The organism is Anaerobacillus sp. CMMVII (genome assembly GCF_025377685.1).
Taxonomy (GTDB): Bacteria; Bacillota; Bacilli; order Bacillales; family Anaerobacillaceae; genus Anaerobacillus.
In genome coordinates this window covers 205,631-221,152 of record NZ_JACEHK010000001.1, presented here as the reverse complement: position 1 = coordinate 221,152, position 15,522 = coordinate 205,631, and the positions used below count along the sequence as shown (strand labels likewise).

The 15,522-nt window shown below is 37.4% G+C and carries 13 protein-coding genes; 2 read left to right on the top strand and 11 right to left on the bottom strand.

From position 1 onward, the window contains the following. Positions 1–21: 21 nt before the first annotated feature. The 3 genes from H1D32_RS01230 to H1D32_RS01220 are packed head-to-tail and all read right to left on the bottom strand — an operon-like array spanning position 22 to position 4,183. Positions 22–885: an ABC transporter permease gene (locus H1D32_RS01230; protein WP_261176373.1), complete on the bottom strand. Its 864-nt coding sequence runs from the start codon at positions 883–885 to the stop codon at positions 22–24. Further along, positions 882–1,814, bottom strand: coding sequence for an ABC transporter ATP-binding protein (locus H1D32_RS01225; RefSeq protein WP_261176372.1), 933 nt, complete (start codon positions 1,812–1,814; stop codon positions 882–884). The genes H1D32_RS01230 and H1D32_RS01225 overlap by 4 nt, the downstream gene beginning before the upstream one ends. Then, entirely contained in the window at positions 1,811–4,183 is a 2,373-nt protein-coding gene (locus H1D32_RS01220; RefSeq protein ID WP_261176371.1) for a hypothetical protein, read from the bottom strand. The genes H1D32_RS01225 and H1D32_RS01220 overlap by 4 nt, the downstream gene beginning before the upstream one ends. 530 nt (positions 4,184–4,713) lie before the next feature. On the opposite strand from H1D32_RS01220, the gene H1D32_RS01215 reads away from it, so the two are divergent. Both H1D32_RS01215 and H1D32_RS01210 read left to right on the top strand, forming a co-directional pair. Then, positions 4,714–5,007: a transposase gene (locus H1D32_RS01215; RefSeq protein ID WP_261176370.1), complete on the top strand. Its 294-nt coding sequence runs from the start codon at positions 4,714–4,716 to the stop codon at positions 5,005–5,007. Then, the gene (locus H1D32_RS01210) at positions 5,004–5,870 is read left to right on the top strand and encodes an IS3 family transposase (RefSeq protein WP_314733340.1); all 867 of its coding nucleotides are present in this window, start codon (positions 5,004–5,006) and stop codon (positions 5,868–5,870) included. The genes H1D32_RS01215 and H1D32_RS01210 overlap by 4 nt, the downstream gene beginning before the upstream one ends. A 212-nt stretch (positions 5,871–6,082) precedes the next feature. Here the strand turns inward: H1D32_RS01210 and H1D32_RS01205 are convergent, their stop codons facing one another. The 8 genes from H1D32_RS01205 to sigW all read right to left on the bottom strand — a co-directional run bounded on the left by H1D32_RS01205 (position 6,083) and on the right by sigW (position 15,479). After that, positions 6,083–6,502 (bottom strand): universal stress protein, encoded by a 420-nt coding sequence (locus H1D32_RS01205; protein ID WP_261176369.1) that lies wholly within the window; start codon positions 6,500–6,502, stop codon positions 6,083–6,085. A 15-nt stretch (positions 6,503–6,517) separates the two neighbouring features. Continuing rightward, a complete protein-coding gene (locus tag H1D32_RS01200; RefSeq protein ID WP_261176368.1) occupies positions 6,518–7,966 on the bottom strand; it encodes a SulP family inorganic anion transporter in 1,449 nt (482 codons plus the stop codon). A 194-nt stretch (positions 7,967–8,160) separates the two neighbouring features. Further along, on the bottom strand, positions 8,161–9,963 hold the full coding sequence (gene glmS, locus H1D32_RS01195) for a glutamine--fructose-6-phosphate transaminase (isomerizing) (RefSeq protein ID WP_261176367.1): 1,803 nt from the start codon (positions 9,961–9,963) through the stop codon (positions 8,161–8,163). Between the two features lie 640 nt (positions 9,964–10,603). After that, complete coding sequence (gene glmM / locus H1D32_RS01190; protein ID WP_261176366.1) at positions 10,604–11,950, bottom strand: phosphoglucosamine mutase; 1,347 nt, start codon at positions 11,948–11,950, stop codon at positions 10,604–10,606. A gap of 43 nt (positions 11,951–11,993) precedes the next feature. Next, positions 11,994–13,283 carry a CdaR family protein gene (locus H1D32_RS01185; protein ID WP_261176364.1) on the bottom strand — a complete coding sequence of 430 codons (1,290 nt, stop codon included), beginning with the start codon at positions 13,281–13,283 and terminating at the stop codon, positions 11,994–11,996. Then, on the bottom strand, positions 13,276–14,100 hold the full coding sequence (gene cdaA, locus H1D32_RS01180; protein ID WP_261176363.1) for a diadenylate cyclase CdaA: 825 nt from the start codon (positions 14,098–14,100) through the stop codon (positions 13,276–13,278). The genes H1D32_RS01185 and cdaA overlap by 8 nt, the downstream gene beginning before the upstream one ends. Before the next feature lie 168 nt (positions 14,101–14,268). Beyond that, complete coding sequence (locus tag H1D32_RS01175) at positions 14,269–14,901, bottom strand: anti-sigma factor family protein (protein WP_261176362.1); 633 nt, start codon at positions 14,899–14,901, stop codon at positions 14,269–14,271. Positions 14,902–14,915: 14 nt separating this feature from the next. Continuing rightward, a complete protein-coding gene (gene sigW, locus H1D32_RS01170) occupies positions 14,916–15,479 on the bottom strand; it encodes an RNA polymerase sigma factor SigW (protein ID WP_261176361.1) in 564 nt (187 codons plus the stop codon). Positions 15,480–15,522 lie beyond the last annotated feature (43 nt).

The window sequence follows — 15,522 nt, the reverse complement described above, 5'->3', positions numbered from 1 at the left end:
TCACTCCTTTTTTACTGATATCTAGCAGCTAATTCGTTTTGGATAGGGTTTCGTTCGCATTTTTGGACGCAATTTCTTGATTGCTAATATTAGCGACAATACAATTACAGCACTGTACACACTAAAGAAAATGATCCATGGCGAAAATGAATATCCTGACATATCCTGAAATTGACTAAGGATGGATTCCTCAAACAATGAAAAGAACATGATCGGAATATTAATTGATGCAAATAGAAATGGCCATATATAGTCCTGTCCTTGATTTTGGAATGAATAACTGAAGTTTGTTAGCATCACCGTAATAACGGCTAAGCCACCTGTCATAAAAAAGGCAACGCTGTAGGTGGTAACCATCGCAATAATCGTTTTTTGAATGAGAGTAGATAGTAAAACACCAATACTTCCAATCACAAGCATCGTGAACGTATAAAGTCCGAAACTAGCAAGTACACTTGATGGTGAAATACCTCCATACAAGAAGATGATCATATATAAAGGAGCTGAAGCAAATACAATCAAAAGTAGGAATGCTAGTGAAGATATAAGCTTACTAAAAATGATCGAGCTAGATGATTGTGCCGTAGTTAATAAAATGGGCAATGTCTGCCTCTCTCTTTCACTACTTATTACGCCTCCTGTTAAGCCCGGAGTAATAAAAATAACGAGGGCAAGCTGAAACATACTAATTAATAGAAACATCCCCCTACTTTCTTCAGGTCGAAATGTTCCCATGGAATCAAAGTTTAATGTTAACCCAATAAACCCAAGAGAGATTATCCCGATAATTAATAAATAGGCAGCAATTCCAATAAAGCTTTTCTTAGAACGAAAACGAAGTCTAATTTCTTTATTTAACACAGGATTTAAAAGTGCTGATTTCACGATTCCTCAACCCCTTTCGTTATTTCCATAAAGACGTCCTCTAGATTTTTTTCAAGAGGTTTGAAGCTTAATAACGGAACGTCTGCTAAGACTGCCTTTTTAATGAGTGCCTGCTGATTGTCATCTGAGCCTCGATAGCCAAATTGTATCGTTCCATTTTCAAGAACATGAATGTTCATTACATCCGGATCATCTTCAAAAAATCTTACAGTTTTATCGACATCAGTGTTAACTGTCACTGTGATCACCTTTTGCTGTTGTAGCTTCATCTGAATTTCTGAAACAGTACCAGATGCTACAAGCTTTCCATTGTCTATTACGCCAATCTCATCACACATTTCTGCTAGTTCTGGTAAAATATGGGACGAAATAATAATTGTTTTTCCCATCGTTTTTAGTTCTTTTAGGATTTCTCTCATCTCTACACGAGCTCGCGGATCGAGTCCCGATGCAGGTTCGTCAAGAATTAAAACTTTTGGGTCATGGATTAAGGAGCGCGCAAGACACAAACGCTGCTTCATCCCTCTTGAGAGTAGATCGACATAAGAATCGCGCTTATGACTAAGGTTTACCAACTCTAGTAGTTGTGGAATGATTTCTGATCGTTCCTGTAAAGTTAGGCCGTAACTCGCACCATAAAAATGTAAATACTCCTCTGCTTTAAACTGATCATAGACACCAAAGAAATCTGGCATATAACCAATAAGTCGGCGAACCTTTGCTGATTCCTTGATTACATCCAAACCATTAATGTAAGCTGTGCCATACGTAGGGGACATGAGTGTCGCTAATATTTGAAACGTCGTTGATTTGCCGGCACCATTTTGCCCAACAAACCCATAAACTGTTCCTTCAGCAATTGATAAGTTTAAATCATTAAGCGCTGTAAAAGAACCATACTTTTTTGTTAGATTTATCGTTTCAATCATCGTTTCGTTTCCCCTTTCAGTGTCACTTCTGGTACAGGAAGTTGATCAGGCATTTCTGACTTTTGAACACGGATCATGATATGACCAAACTCACTTACATATTTTTTTGGTTGCTCAAATGTATTGCTAGCATTTAGTGCTTCATAAGTCTCATCCTCATGGTTATAAATTTCATAGTTGAAACTTTCCGGAATTCGAACCTTGATACCTAGCTCAGAGTACGTTGTTTTTTCTCCGACTAGTTCTTCTGGTACTGTAAAACCAAATTCAAAAGTTCCTGCAGAGGCATATACACTTCGCCCACCTCTTTCAAGTTCCATTGTATCCAAGTACCCCTGACCTTCTACCATATACGCATATGGTGTCAAATCATCTGTGTTAAGAGCAAAGGTACCACCAAATGCATCTTTTACATCAATAGATTGGACAATAATATTTAAACGGTCGACAAGTGCCGCTTTATTTTCCAGTGAAGCTTGCAACAATTCATCCCCGCTTAAACCAACGATCGCTGGTTTGCCTCGCTCAAACATATTAAATTCTTGTAATGAACGAAGTAGATCCTCACGTCGGCGTTCTAGTATGTTACTAGATTGCGAATAATTATTTCTCCAGGTCGGTGTAGTAAGTCTGGAACCATTGAGTTCAAAGCTAATATCAATGGTTTCGCCTGGTCCGACTGAGCCGAGGGAAACCTCTTGACGACCTGACCATAACAACATTTCACTAAAGCTAAGTTGTGTTTGATTTTTTAAGGTTCCCGTTACCTTCTTATCGATGACCTTAAGATCAACTTCGAAGCCACCCACTTCTAGCGCTGAAATTGGTCCAGCGACGTTACGAATCGACCAGTACTCAACATCTTTAAGTAAAATATCGACTTGATCACCTTGATTGCGAATCCCCGCATTTCCTTCGTAACGGTTCATAGAATGATTATTAGAAATCGGAAATGGAGAAAAGCTGCCTGTTGAGACATTGATCGTATAATTTCCACTTCGGTTACTTAACAATGCAATACTTCCATACCCTTGACCAAGTCCTTGCTCATCTAACTGCAAAATCGTCACTTCATTCATTTGCGGCTGAGCAATTCGGTCTTTCCCACCGAAACCGAAAATTCCCAAACAAATAAGGATAGAGATTGTTGGTAGGATCCACCAAGAATGCTCCCGCTTATCAACCTTACGTAAAATAAAATAGATCGTTGGAAAAATTAAAATGACATAAACAAGGAACACAATCACAAGTACTGAAAAAGGCAGAAAGGATGACGGAAATAAACTAGTTGTATTAGCAATCCCCCATGCTAATCGATCATAAATAGAATCATAGTACATCGTAGAGTTTTGCAAAGTTGGTTGTACTGCATCTGACCAGTAGGCCCCCGCTCCATCCCAGCTCGCAAAAGTTTGTGCGCTAGGAGAGAACGATAGTTGGAGTACTTCTCCTCTACCATAAGGGCGAGATGTCACCACCGGATCACCATTTTCTGTTTTTTTACTTATCTGTGCACTATCTGCCAACGTTCCTGTAATCAACTCAATCGTTTCTGTCGGATATTCACGTCCATCTTTTTTATTAAAGAATTCCGTGGAAGCCGTTACCGATTTGATATCTTGTTCCATTGGTAACAGTGAGGACAATTGCCCAAGCTTCTGCTGAACACCAAGGTCCCCACCAACGATAAGCTTGCCACCACTTGATATCCATGATTTTATTGCCTCTTGTTGCTCATTAGATAATTCAGTTAATGAATATTGATCAATAAGGATAAACTCAAACATTCCTAATCCAATAGGTTCTGTCGGTACTCTTGCAGGATCGATCGGAATTGTCGTAAAAGAATTGCCATACTGTTGCCTTTTTACAGTTTTTAAGAAATTAAAAGCATCAGGTTGATCAGTAAATAATCCAACCAACACATCCTCCTCATTGTACATCCGAGGCGCTATTTTGGTTTTCCCACCTACCTTAACTTCTTTTCCTTCCTGCCAACCACCCTCATAAAAACGAATGTGCTGGACATTTTGTTGATTTCCGTAATATTGCGCATCACTATGACCAGGTAAACTAAGCCATACTGTTTTTTCGCTGTTTGCTGGAATATCAACTGAGGTAATAATATTCCCTACGTTTGCATTCCAGCCTGGGGAGACAGAGATCACCAATTCTCCGGAAATATCAGGCCCCTCATTTGTTATTGTGACAGCAATCGGGAACCCCTGCTGACGCTTTATTTTGTTATCAAAGCCAATTTCTGTTGAAACGGTGAGGCGATCCTCTACCGCAAGTACTGTTTGGAAAGGAAAAATAAAAGCAAAACAAATAGCTAACAAGATTACTAGTTTCGTTGTCTTATGTACCATACTCTACCTGCTTTCTTTAATTTAATAAAATTTAAAAATGATAGCTTATGTACTAACCTTACGTTGGTGCTAGGTATTGGTTTTCTAGCCTTTACAGTTATCACCAATTTTTAAACAACCTTTCTATAACTTACCATAATTTACAAGATAAGATTAGTGTTATTTCTATTATTCAGAAAAAACTACTCATTAGTATTAGACGAATGAACTCCTAAAATTGTTTCAAAAATTTACTAAAAAATAGACATTGCGAAATAATTCTATGGCTCACGCTCTTTTCTAGAATATTGTTGCTATTAGTTTTAGGGCGTAACCAAGCGAATGCTTGGTTCTTCACGCTCTGCGTGAAGCTATTGAGAATAAATAAGCTTTTTGGTATAAATAAATTTGTCCCAAAAGCTTATTTATTCTCAATAGACGACCTAAAAACAACAAAGTTTTATGAAAATCTAAAGTTAGTCTAATAAGTGGACACGTCAAAATGAGATTTTAGTTAATAATATAATTATCATTCTAAAGGACGTGTTCATATGGGTAAGCATCATACACAAGAGTATAGGGAGTATATAGCCAAATTAATTGTAGAAGAAGGAAGAAAGGCTACTGAGGTAGCTTATGAGTTTGAACTAGCTTACAAAACTGTTTCCAGATGGGTCTTAGCTTATAAAGAAAAAGCTAGAGGTGATATGTTTACTGAACAATACATTACGCCTAAAGAATTTGAAAAGATTAAAATACAACATGAAATAGAATTACAACAGCTAAAAGAGGAAAATGAAATCTTAAAAAAGGCGATGCACATCTTCACCAAAAACCAAGTATAATCTACAGTTTCATTCAGGCTCATCGGGATGAATTTACTGTATCCAAGATGTGCAAAGTACTTGAAGTTTCGACGAGCGGTTACTATAAATGGGTAAACAACAAGGCGAAAACTCATTCAGAAAGAGAACGTTATAGAAAAGAAATTGAACAAAAAATTAAGAAGTCGTTTCATGAGAGTGGTGGCACATATGGTAGTCCTAGAGTACATGATGATCTATTAGACTGGGGATACGTTATTTCTCAGAAAACCGTAGCTAGAGTGATGCGCGAGTTGGGGCTAAGAGCGATTCCAAAGGAAAAGTATAAAGTGACAACGGATTCAAATCATACCTTAAAAATATATCCAAACCTAGTTAAACGACAATTCAACGTAGATACTCCGAATCGTATCTGGGTCACTGATATTACGTATTTGTGGACACTAGAAGGCTGGGTTTATTTAGCAACAGTTATGGACTTATTCTCTAGAAAAATTGTTGGATGGTCACTTGATACTCGTATGAAAAAGGAACTTACGTTACAAGCATTAAATAGGGCTATTATAGCAAGGCAGCCTGAAGAGGGATTAATTCATCATTCAGATAGAGGTTCACAGTACTGTTGTAATGAGTATACAAACCTTTTAAACGAACATGGAATTCAAATTAGCATGAGTAGAAAAGGTGATCCATATGACAATGCTTGTATTGAATCATTTCATGCGACGTTAAAGAAAGACTTAATATATAGACGCCGCTTTAAGACACGTTCTGAGGCTATAAAAGCTGTTAATTATTATATAAGTAGTTTTTATAATGAGAAAAGAAAACATACGACGATAGGAAAGTGTTCACCCAATCAATTCGAGAGAAACTATCGGTAGGCTCAACAAAATATCTCATAATTTAGACATTTGGTAGTAGAAGTGATCAGTCATGTTTTTGATTGATCACTTCTACTACCCCACCAAACGAAGTGCGGTAGTGGTTTCACCAAAAAAATCTCAATTTTTTTTGTCTACTTTATTGACGGAACTTCAAATCACCTAATAAAAAAGGTATAATTCCTCAGTTTCCTAAGGAATTACACCTTTTGTTATTTTACTATTAACACTGGACAGTTTACTCGTTTTGCTACTTTATGACTAACACTTCCTAAGACGAACTCCTGTATTCCATCTAAACCTCTACTTCCTATAATTACAATATTGAAATCATTATCATTGGCGTATTTAATGATCGATGGGCCTGCTTCGCCTTGTAAGATCTTGATAGAGTATTTTACACCTTCATCAGTGGCTTTCTTTGTTACACCAGTTAAAAGTTCTTTTCGTTTTTCCTCTAAATTCATTGTGTTCCAATTGCTCAGTACATCATTCTTTGCCTTATTTGCATCGACCACATAAACAATTTCTACTGTCGAATCAGAGCTGCATTTTGCAATCTGGATTGCGTTTTCCGCGGCACGCTTTGAATGTTCTGACCCATCATATGCTAATAATATTTTCTTGTACAAATCTCTCACCTCCGTTTAATGACCACCTAACCTATTTGCCAGTTTATCCACTAACTCTGAACTTTCTTCATTCAATCCTGTAACATTTGCCTCAATTCCGTTTTCTTTAAATTTATGAACAATTTTATCAATAGCAACTACCGCAGAATCATCCCAAATATGGGATCTTGATAAATTTATTTCTACCTTTTTCACATCGTCTTTGTAATCGAATTTCTTTAATAGATCAGTGACAGAGGCAAAGAATAGTTGTCCTCTAATTTTATACACCTTCACTCTTCCTTCAAGCTTACTTTCAACTTCGACATTCGATATTTTCGATGCAAAGAACATTGCACTCAATAAAATACCAGCAAAGACGCCAATAGCAAGATTATGTGTTACAACAACCGTTACTACTGTAACAACCATAACCGTTGCATCCGTTTTAGGGACTAAGTGAAGTGTCCTTATCGAGTTCCAGTCAAATGTACTAATGGAAACCATGATCATCACTCCGGCCAATACAGCCATAGGGATTAATACAACAATATCACCTAACACGGCAATCAAAAACATCAGAAAAACACCAGCTACAAAAGTAGACAACCTACCCCTACCACCTGACTTTACATTTATGACTGACTGGCCTATCATTGCACAACCAGCCATCCCACCAAATAATCCTACAGCAATGTTTGCAATTCCTTGTCCGCCACTTTCAATATTTTTTTCACTATCAGAGTTTGTCATATCATCAACAATCGAAGCAGTTAATAATGATTCAATCAGACCAACAACAGCTAAAGCAATTGAATACGGGAAGATAATTCTTAGTGTTTCTAAGTTAAAAGGAACAGCTGGAATGAAAAAATCAGGTAATGTTCTTGGAATTGTCCCCATATCGCCGACTGTCCAGGCATGGATATTCATCAGTACTGCTAAAGCTGTGACAATAACAATCGCTACTAGAGTAGATGGCACTGCCCTAGTTATGTAAGGGAATAAATAGATAATGAGCAATGTTAGCGCAACTAACGCATATATCATAGGTCTTTCACCAATAAAATACTCAAGTTGCGACATAAAAATAAGGATAGCAAGTGCATTCACAAAGCCAACCATTACGGACCGAGGAATAAACTTCATATACCTAGCTAACTTAAACAGACCAAACAGGATTTGAAGAACTCCTGTCAGTAATGTAGCAGCTAATAGATACTGTAACCCATGGTCCGCAACCAGTGTAACAATTACTAGCGCCATCGCCCCTGTTGCAGCAGAAATCATTCCCGGTCTTCCTCCCACAAAGGAAATAACAATAGCCATTACGAATGATGCATATAACCCAACCATTGGATCCAACCCTGCAATGATTGAAAAAGCAATTGCCTCAGGAATTAAAGCAAGTGCGACAACAATCCCCGCTAAGATATCCCCTCGAATGTTTTTGAACCAGGAATTTTTATAGTTAAATGCGCTCATATTTCCCCTCCATCATGCCATAGTAGTTCATACATTTAGTATTTTTCTTAGAGTGTTAATATATGTGAAGGTAATTGCCTGTAAGACTTGGTTATACTTGTTCAATTTCACCAAAAATCTAGTTGCATAATTTTTTTCTTTAACGCAAAAAAACTCCTAGTACATCAAGATGCTGTACTAAGAGTTTTTTAAAATTATTCTACAGTTACACTCTTCGCTAAGTTCCTTGGCTTATCAACGTCACAGCCTCTGTGAAGTGAAGCATAATAAGCAAGTAATTGTAATGGAACTACAGCAACAAGTGGTGTTAGATATTCGTGAACTTTTGGTAATACCAATTGATCGTTCTCTGCATTTAGTCCTTCTAAACTAATGATGCATGGATTCGCACCACGAGCTGCAACTTCCTTAACATTCCCACGAATGCTTAAGTTTACATGTGCTTGTGTTGCTAAGGCAATTACCGGTGTTCCTTCTTCAATTAATGCAATCGTTCCGTGCTTTAATTCCCCACCAGCAAAACCTTCTGCTTGGATATAAGAGATTTCTTTTAATTTCAAGGCACCTTCTAATCCAACATAAAAATCAGAAGCACGGCCAATAAAGAAACAGTTGCGAGTTACGCTTAAATAATCACGTGCAATTTTTTCTAACGCTTCTTTTTGATCACACAGTGTTTCCATTACCGTAGCAACGATGCTTAGCTCTTTAATTGGATCAAACTCTAGCTTTAACCCCTGAGCTTTAGCTGCATCAACAGCTAGTAAAGATAACACTGCCATTTGCGCCGTATAAGCCTTTGTAGATGCTACTGCAATCTCAGGACCAGCAACAGTATGAAGTGTAAAATCAGCTTCACGAGATAATGTTGATCCTGGAACATTTGTAATCGTTAAGGCTGGATAGCCTAATTTTTTCACATTTACTAAAACACCACGGCTATCTGCTGTTTCACCGCTTTGTGAGATAAAAATAAAGAGTGGTTTTTCAGATACTAAAGGCATATTGTAAAGGAACTCACTAGCAATATGCGTTTCTACTGGTTTCTTCGCAATCGTTTCAATAAGCTGCTTTCCAACAAGACCAGCATGGTAGCTAGTACCTGCAGCAATAATATAAATACGATCTGCAGCTTTTACAGCATTACGGATATTCTCATCTAACGTAACTTCTCCATTTTCATCTTGATACTTGGAGATAATATTACGAATCACTAAAGGCTGTTCATCAATTTCCTTTAGCATATAATGCGGATACGTTCCCTTTTCGATATCACTTGCATCTAATTCAGCAATAAAAGGTTCTCTAGTAATTGTAACTCCAGCTAGGTTCTTGATTGTTACTTCATCACGACTAACAATGACAATCTCTTTATCCATAAGTTCTACAAACTTATTGGTAACGTTCAACATTGCCATAGCATCACTAGCCACAACATTTACGTCTTCACCAAGACCAACTAAAAGAGGACTTTTATTTTTTCCTACATAAATTTTGTCTGGATCTGTTTCATCTAATAAGGCAATTGCGTAAGAACCCTTTAATAAGGATAATGTCTGTCTAAAAGCTCTTTCAACAGAGTTCCCTTCTCCCATCGAACGTTCTACCAATTGAACAATTACTTCTGTATCCGTTTCACTTACAAATGAGACACCTTTTAGATATTCCTTTTGGATTTCCTCATAGTTTTCAATAACACCGTTATGAACAATCGTAAAACGACTTGAAGTACTTTGATGTGGATGAGCATTAACACGACTTGGAGCACCATGAGTCGCCCAACGAGTGTGACCAATTCCGACTGTTCCCGTTTCGTTTTGATCAACTACTTCACGTAATTGAGCAATGCGTCCCTTTTCTTTAAAAAGATGTACTCCTTCTTCGTTAACAATCGCAATACCTGCTGAATCATAACCTCTATACTCTAACTTCTCTAAACCTTTTAACAAGATTTCTTTTGCATCTTGATTTCCTACATATCCAACGATTCCGCACATAATTAATAATCCTCCCTAATTGGGGGGCAAGCAGCGCTAATATACATACACAAAATCTTTGTGTAACTATATAGGGGCATACTTGCCCCACTCTTTACGTAATATTCTTCGCAGAGCACCAGTACTTTAGTCTTTGTTCAAGAAGTCACCTTCTTGTTTTTTTGCTAAAGCTTGCGGTTGTGGTGTGGCAACCGAGAGGCATCCGCCGATTACTTCGATAAACCTCTTCCTCGTCAACTATCCATTTTCCCGTCCGAATAGTTCAGGCGCTTTTATAAAATATAGTGTCTCCGATCCTCCTTTCAATTTACAAATCAGACTAATCATACTACAAACTTACAAATAACGTCAATTGGTGTTTTAACCCATAAAAAATACAAACTAATTTTTAGTGCAAAGGCTTATTACAAAAATATGCACGTAGCACTTGTTTTGTGCACCGTGAAATAAGAAAAGCGCAAGACGTCTAGGAAAAAGGATACTGATACTGTGCTTTTTCCACGCTTAGCCCCGACAAAGGATACTGACCTCGGCTGGGAGGTGGAGCTAGACTATCACTATAATTAAACTTATCCAAAGCCATATAATTTCCTTACAATAAGAAAAGCAAAGAGCATTGGCCCTTTGCTTTATTTACCCTTTACTCAGTTCCCATTTCCTTTTTCACTACATCAACAATTTCTTGTACATATTGATCACAAAGCTCTTGTGTAGGAGCTTCTGCCATAACGCGAACAAGAGGTTCTGTTCCAGAAGGACGAACGAGAATACGACCTTCTCCACCCATCGCTTCTTCTACTCGACGGATTTTATCATTAATAACTTCATTCGTTAACATCGCTTGCTTGTCCTCAACTCGAATGTTAACAAGAGTTTGTGGGAATTTCTTCATTCCTGATGCGAGCTCGGACAGAGGCTTTTGAGTTACCTTCATAATATTAACTAACTGCAGTGCGGATAATAAACCATCTCCAGTTGTGTTGTAATCAAGGAAAATAATGTGTCCGGATTGCTCACCACCTAAATTGTAGCCGCCCTTTCTCATTTCCTCCATCACATAACGATCACCAACAGCGGTTTGTCGCGCATCAATCTTTGCCTCTTCAATCGCCTTATAAAACCCTAAATTACTCATAACCGTTGAAACTACTGTTTGATGTTTCAATCTGCCCTGCTCTTTAAAGTACCTTGCACAAATATACATAATCTGATCACCATCAACAATATGGCCATTTTCATCAATCGCAATTAACCGATCCGCATCACCATCGAAAGCTAATCCAATATCAGCTTTTCTATCGAGCACAAACTGAGCTAATTTCTCAGGATGTGTTGAGCCAACCCCATCATTAATATTTGTTCCATTTGGACTGGTTCCAATTGTTGAGATGTCCGCTTCTAAATCTGCAAATAGATGAGGAGCCAGTGACGATGCTGCCCCGTTCGCGCAATCCAAAGCTATATGGATCCCTGTAAAATCCTCTTCAACAGTTTGCTTTAGAAATTGTAAATACTTTTGTCCACCTTCGAAGTAATCATTTAGTTGACCAACATTAGCTCCGACTGGACGTGGCAACTCATCTACTTCTTTATCCAAAAGCTTTTCAATTTCTTCCTCTTGGTGGTCTAATAGCTTATAACCATCTGGACCAAAAAACTTAATACCATTGTCTGCAACTGGATTGTGCGAAGCAGAAATCATCACTCCTGCATGTGCACTAATAGCTTTCGTTAAATAGGCAACTCCTGGTGTTGAGATGACTCCTAATCGCATTACTTCTGCACCTATGGAAAGAAGACCAGCTACCAAAGCTCCTTCAAGCATATGCCCAGAGATGCGAGTGTCCCGTCCAATTAATACTTTAGGCTTATCTGTATTTTTCGTTAAGACATATCCACCAAATCTCCCAAGCTTAAATGCTAGTTCTGGTGTCAGTTCAGTGTTAGCAACTCCTCTGACTCCATCTGTTCCAAAATATTTTCCCATTTCATATCTCTCCTTAGATTTACATGCAAATAATAGCTAATTTTTACGTTGTTTCATCGTTGGCTTCAGTAATGCTTTCGGTCTCTTCTTCCTCAGCACTCAAAACTTCTGATATATTTACCCTTACATTGTTAAAGGGCAAAGTGAATTTTACATTTTGATGACCAGTAACCTGTAGAGGTACATCATGTTCTCCAATAGGTAATTGATTAACATCAATGTGCACATTTAAATCTTCTTTTCGTAAACGTTGAATTGTCGTTGGCGATCCTTTAACGATAATTGTAATTAACTCTTGCTCTGGTAAGACAAACGCAACTTCTACTTGATCCCTTTTCCCTATGACACCTATAGGAATGTCAGTGATCACTATTTCCTCTTCTATGTCTACTTCTATCACTACTTTTACTACGGCTGGAGTCACTTTTTCCACTCCTGGTGGAATTGGAATCTCAACCTCAAGAATTTTATTTTCAGTAATTGTCGATAAATCCACTTCTATCCCTTCAATTACACTTATTTGATTAATCACATCTATTGGTCCAAAAATTGTAACGTCTTTAGGATCCGTATTAATTGTTTTTATACTAAACCCCTCTGGCAACTCACCAAGACGATTAATCTTAAGTGGGACATCCTTATTTGGACTTATGATTGGCACTTTCACGTCGACTACCGTTGGATTAACATCAATGTGAAGCTCATTGCCATGCTGATCATAGACTTTTACTGGAACACTCTTCTCTATTGTTTCATTAGAGCCATTAACATCGACAAACCCTTTTGCAAATCCAACTTGACTAATAATGCTTTCAGCTGCTGTAATCTCTACATTCACTGGATTTACAATTGGTGTCCCTAATGTATATCCACCTGGTAATGCTGATTTATTGAGTAATTCTATATCGACTGGGATTGAAATCGTTCTTTTTTCTTCAATTGAGACCGTTACTTTTTCAGGGACAATGTTTACCGTTAACTCATTTGGAAAATTACGATGTTGTACATTGACTTCATGGGTCCCTGTTCCTAAATTACGTAGATCAATAAACACATCATAGGAAGGTCGTGCAATTTGGAAAAAAGTTAGGACATTTTGAGGTCCCCTTAAATTCACCTGAACATGATCAACAATTTCAGTAATGGCGTATTCTTCTTCGTTATAATAAACATTTAGAGGAACTTCCTCTATCGTATACGATCCATTTGTGATATTTGGTAGCGCACCTGGTTGATTATTTGCATTATCAAAATTTACAATAGCGAAAAGCATCACTGCTATAAAAAAGGAGATAGCTTTCACAAACCAGGGGTCATTATACAATCTATCCATTTTTCTTCCCTCCCCACTGCCAAAGTGAAGTAGAGTTGGCTTTTACATTTGTTACAAGCTCTTGCTTTAGTAACTCTTTTAATGCTTCTTCATCAAGATTTCGGTGCAACTCACCATTTTTCGTTACAGAAATATGACCAGTTTCTTCAGAAACAGCCAAGGTAATACTATCAGTTACCTCACTTATTCCTAATGCAGCTCTATGCCTCGTCCCTAACTCTTTCGAAATAAAAGGATCTTCTGACAAAGGTAAATAACAACCAGCTGCCATTATTTGCTGATTTTTTATAATTACTGCTCCATCATGTAATGGTGTATTGGGAATAAAAATATTTATTAGCAATTCAGACGTTAATTTCCCCTGCACAGCAATCCCTGTTTCAATATAATCATTCATTCCTGTTTCTCGCTCAATCGAGATTAACGCACCAATACGACGTTTCCCCATATAAATAGAAGCTTTGACAATTTCATCAACAGCCTTTTCGACTTCTAGGTCGTCAATTGAACTTGACCGGGCTAAAAATTTCCCTCTACCTAATTGCTCTAAAGCTCGCCGAAGTTCAGGCTGAAAAATAATGATAATTGCTAACAAACCATAAATGACAGCTTGGGACATAATCCACCTAAGTGTATGTAATCCTAATTGTCCACTCAAAAACCAGACAGCTAGTATAACCGTAATCCCTTTAAGGAGCTGTACCGCTCTCGTTCCACGAATGATCATGATAAGTTTATATATTACAAATGTAACAAGTAGTATATCTACAGCAACTCTTATTATAGTAAGAAGTTGAATATCTTCAAAAAACTGCATCTTTTTTCCTCCAAACAAAGATTCTTTATTATGAGGTTTATAACTTTTATATTATACCATATCATCATTACTATATCAGCTACACCCCCATGAATAGTATTTCTACTTTCAAGGAAGATGAAAAAAGTGTCTCCTCCATAGTTTATGGACAGTGACACTTAAATAACATTATTCTTTTTTATTTTCAAAGATATTTACAACCTCAGAGAAGAATGATTTTATATTATACCAAAGCCATTCTAACCCCTCATTAATCTCTTCTATATTTCCTGCTACCTGCCCTGCTGAAGCCATATATTTATGACCGTTAACAACAGTAAGATTCCCATTCACTTGTCCATCTACTTGAATGCTACCATTTCTAATTAGTAGATCCCCTTCAACTACCTCTCCTTCAGGAACAACAACAATATTTCTCTCCTTATCAATAATTAAGTTTGCTTGCCCAGTTACGGAAAGCTTCTCGCCACCATCAGTCCACATGGAAAACATACTGGTAGCCATAAGGATGACAAATATAGATGCAGCAACAAAGATCGGATGTCTTTTCATCCAACGCTTCCAATTAACAGAAGGCTTTTGTTGTGGTAATTGCTTCATGACAAGATTGGTGAAATCTGTTGGCGCTACAATATGCGAAGAGCTTTGAATGAAGGCAATTGATTTTTTTAATTCGCTCATGTGTGTTCGGCACTTTTCACATTCTCGTAAATGACTATTCAACTGTTTACGTTCAATATCATTAACCTCTTCATCCAAATACTTGTGAATTAAGGAGAATATTTCTTTTTCACAATTCATTGATCCTCTCTCCTTTATACATTGCTTAATCGTTTCCTAAGTGCTTCTCGCCCACGGTGAATTCTTGTTTTAACCGTTGCGATAGGAAGATCTAAAATCTCACTTATTTCCTTCAATGAAAGGTCCTCAATATACTTCAAAATAATAGCCGAACGATATTTAGTTGGTAACTTTAATATTTCTCCTTGTATCCAATCTTGTAGTTCATGTGTAATCACTAAATCTTCCGGTAGTTCATCAGCTGCAGCAATTTGGGACGCAAGTGTTAATCCCTCTGTTCCACTAATTTCTTGATCAAGATAAAAGTCTGGTTTTTTCTTTCTGAGTCGGTCGATCGATAGGTTTGTCACAATACGGAATAACCAAGTTGAAAACTTCCGATTTGTATCATATGTTTCAATATTCATATAAGCCCTAAGAAACGCTTCTTGAGCAATGTCTTGTGCTTCATGAACATTACCAACCATTCGATAGGAAATTTGATAAACTTTATCCTTATAGAGCTCGACTAGCTCAGCAAATGCTTGTTGGTCACCTTTTTTTACATTTTGTATTATGCGCTTTACTAATGTGTCCATACTTTTTTTACCTCCGCTTCTATGCGGTTACTCTATTTACGAA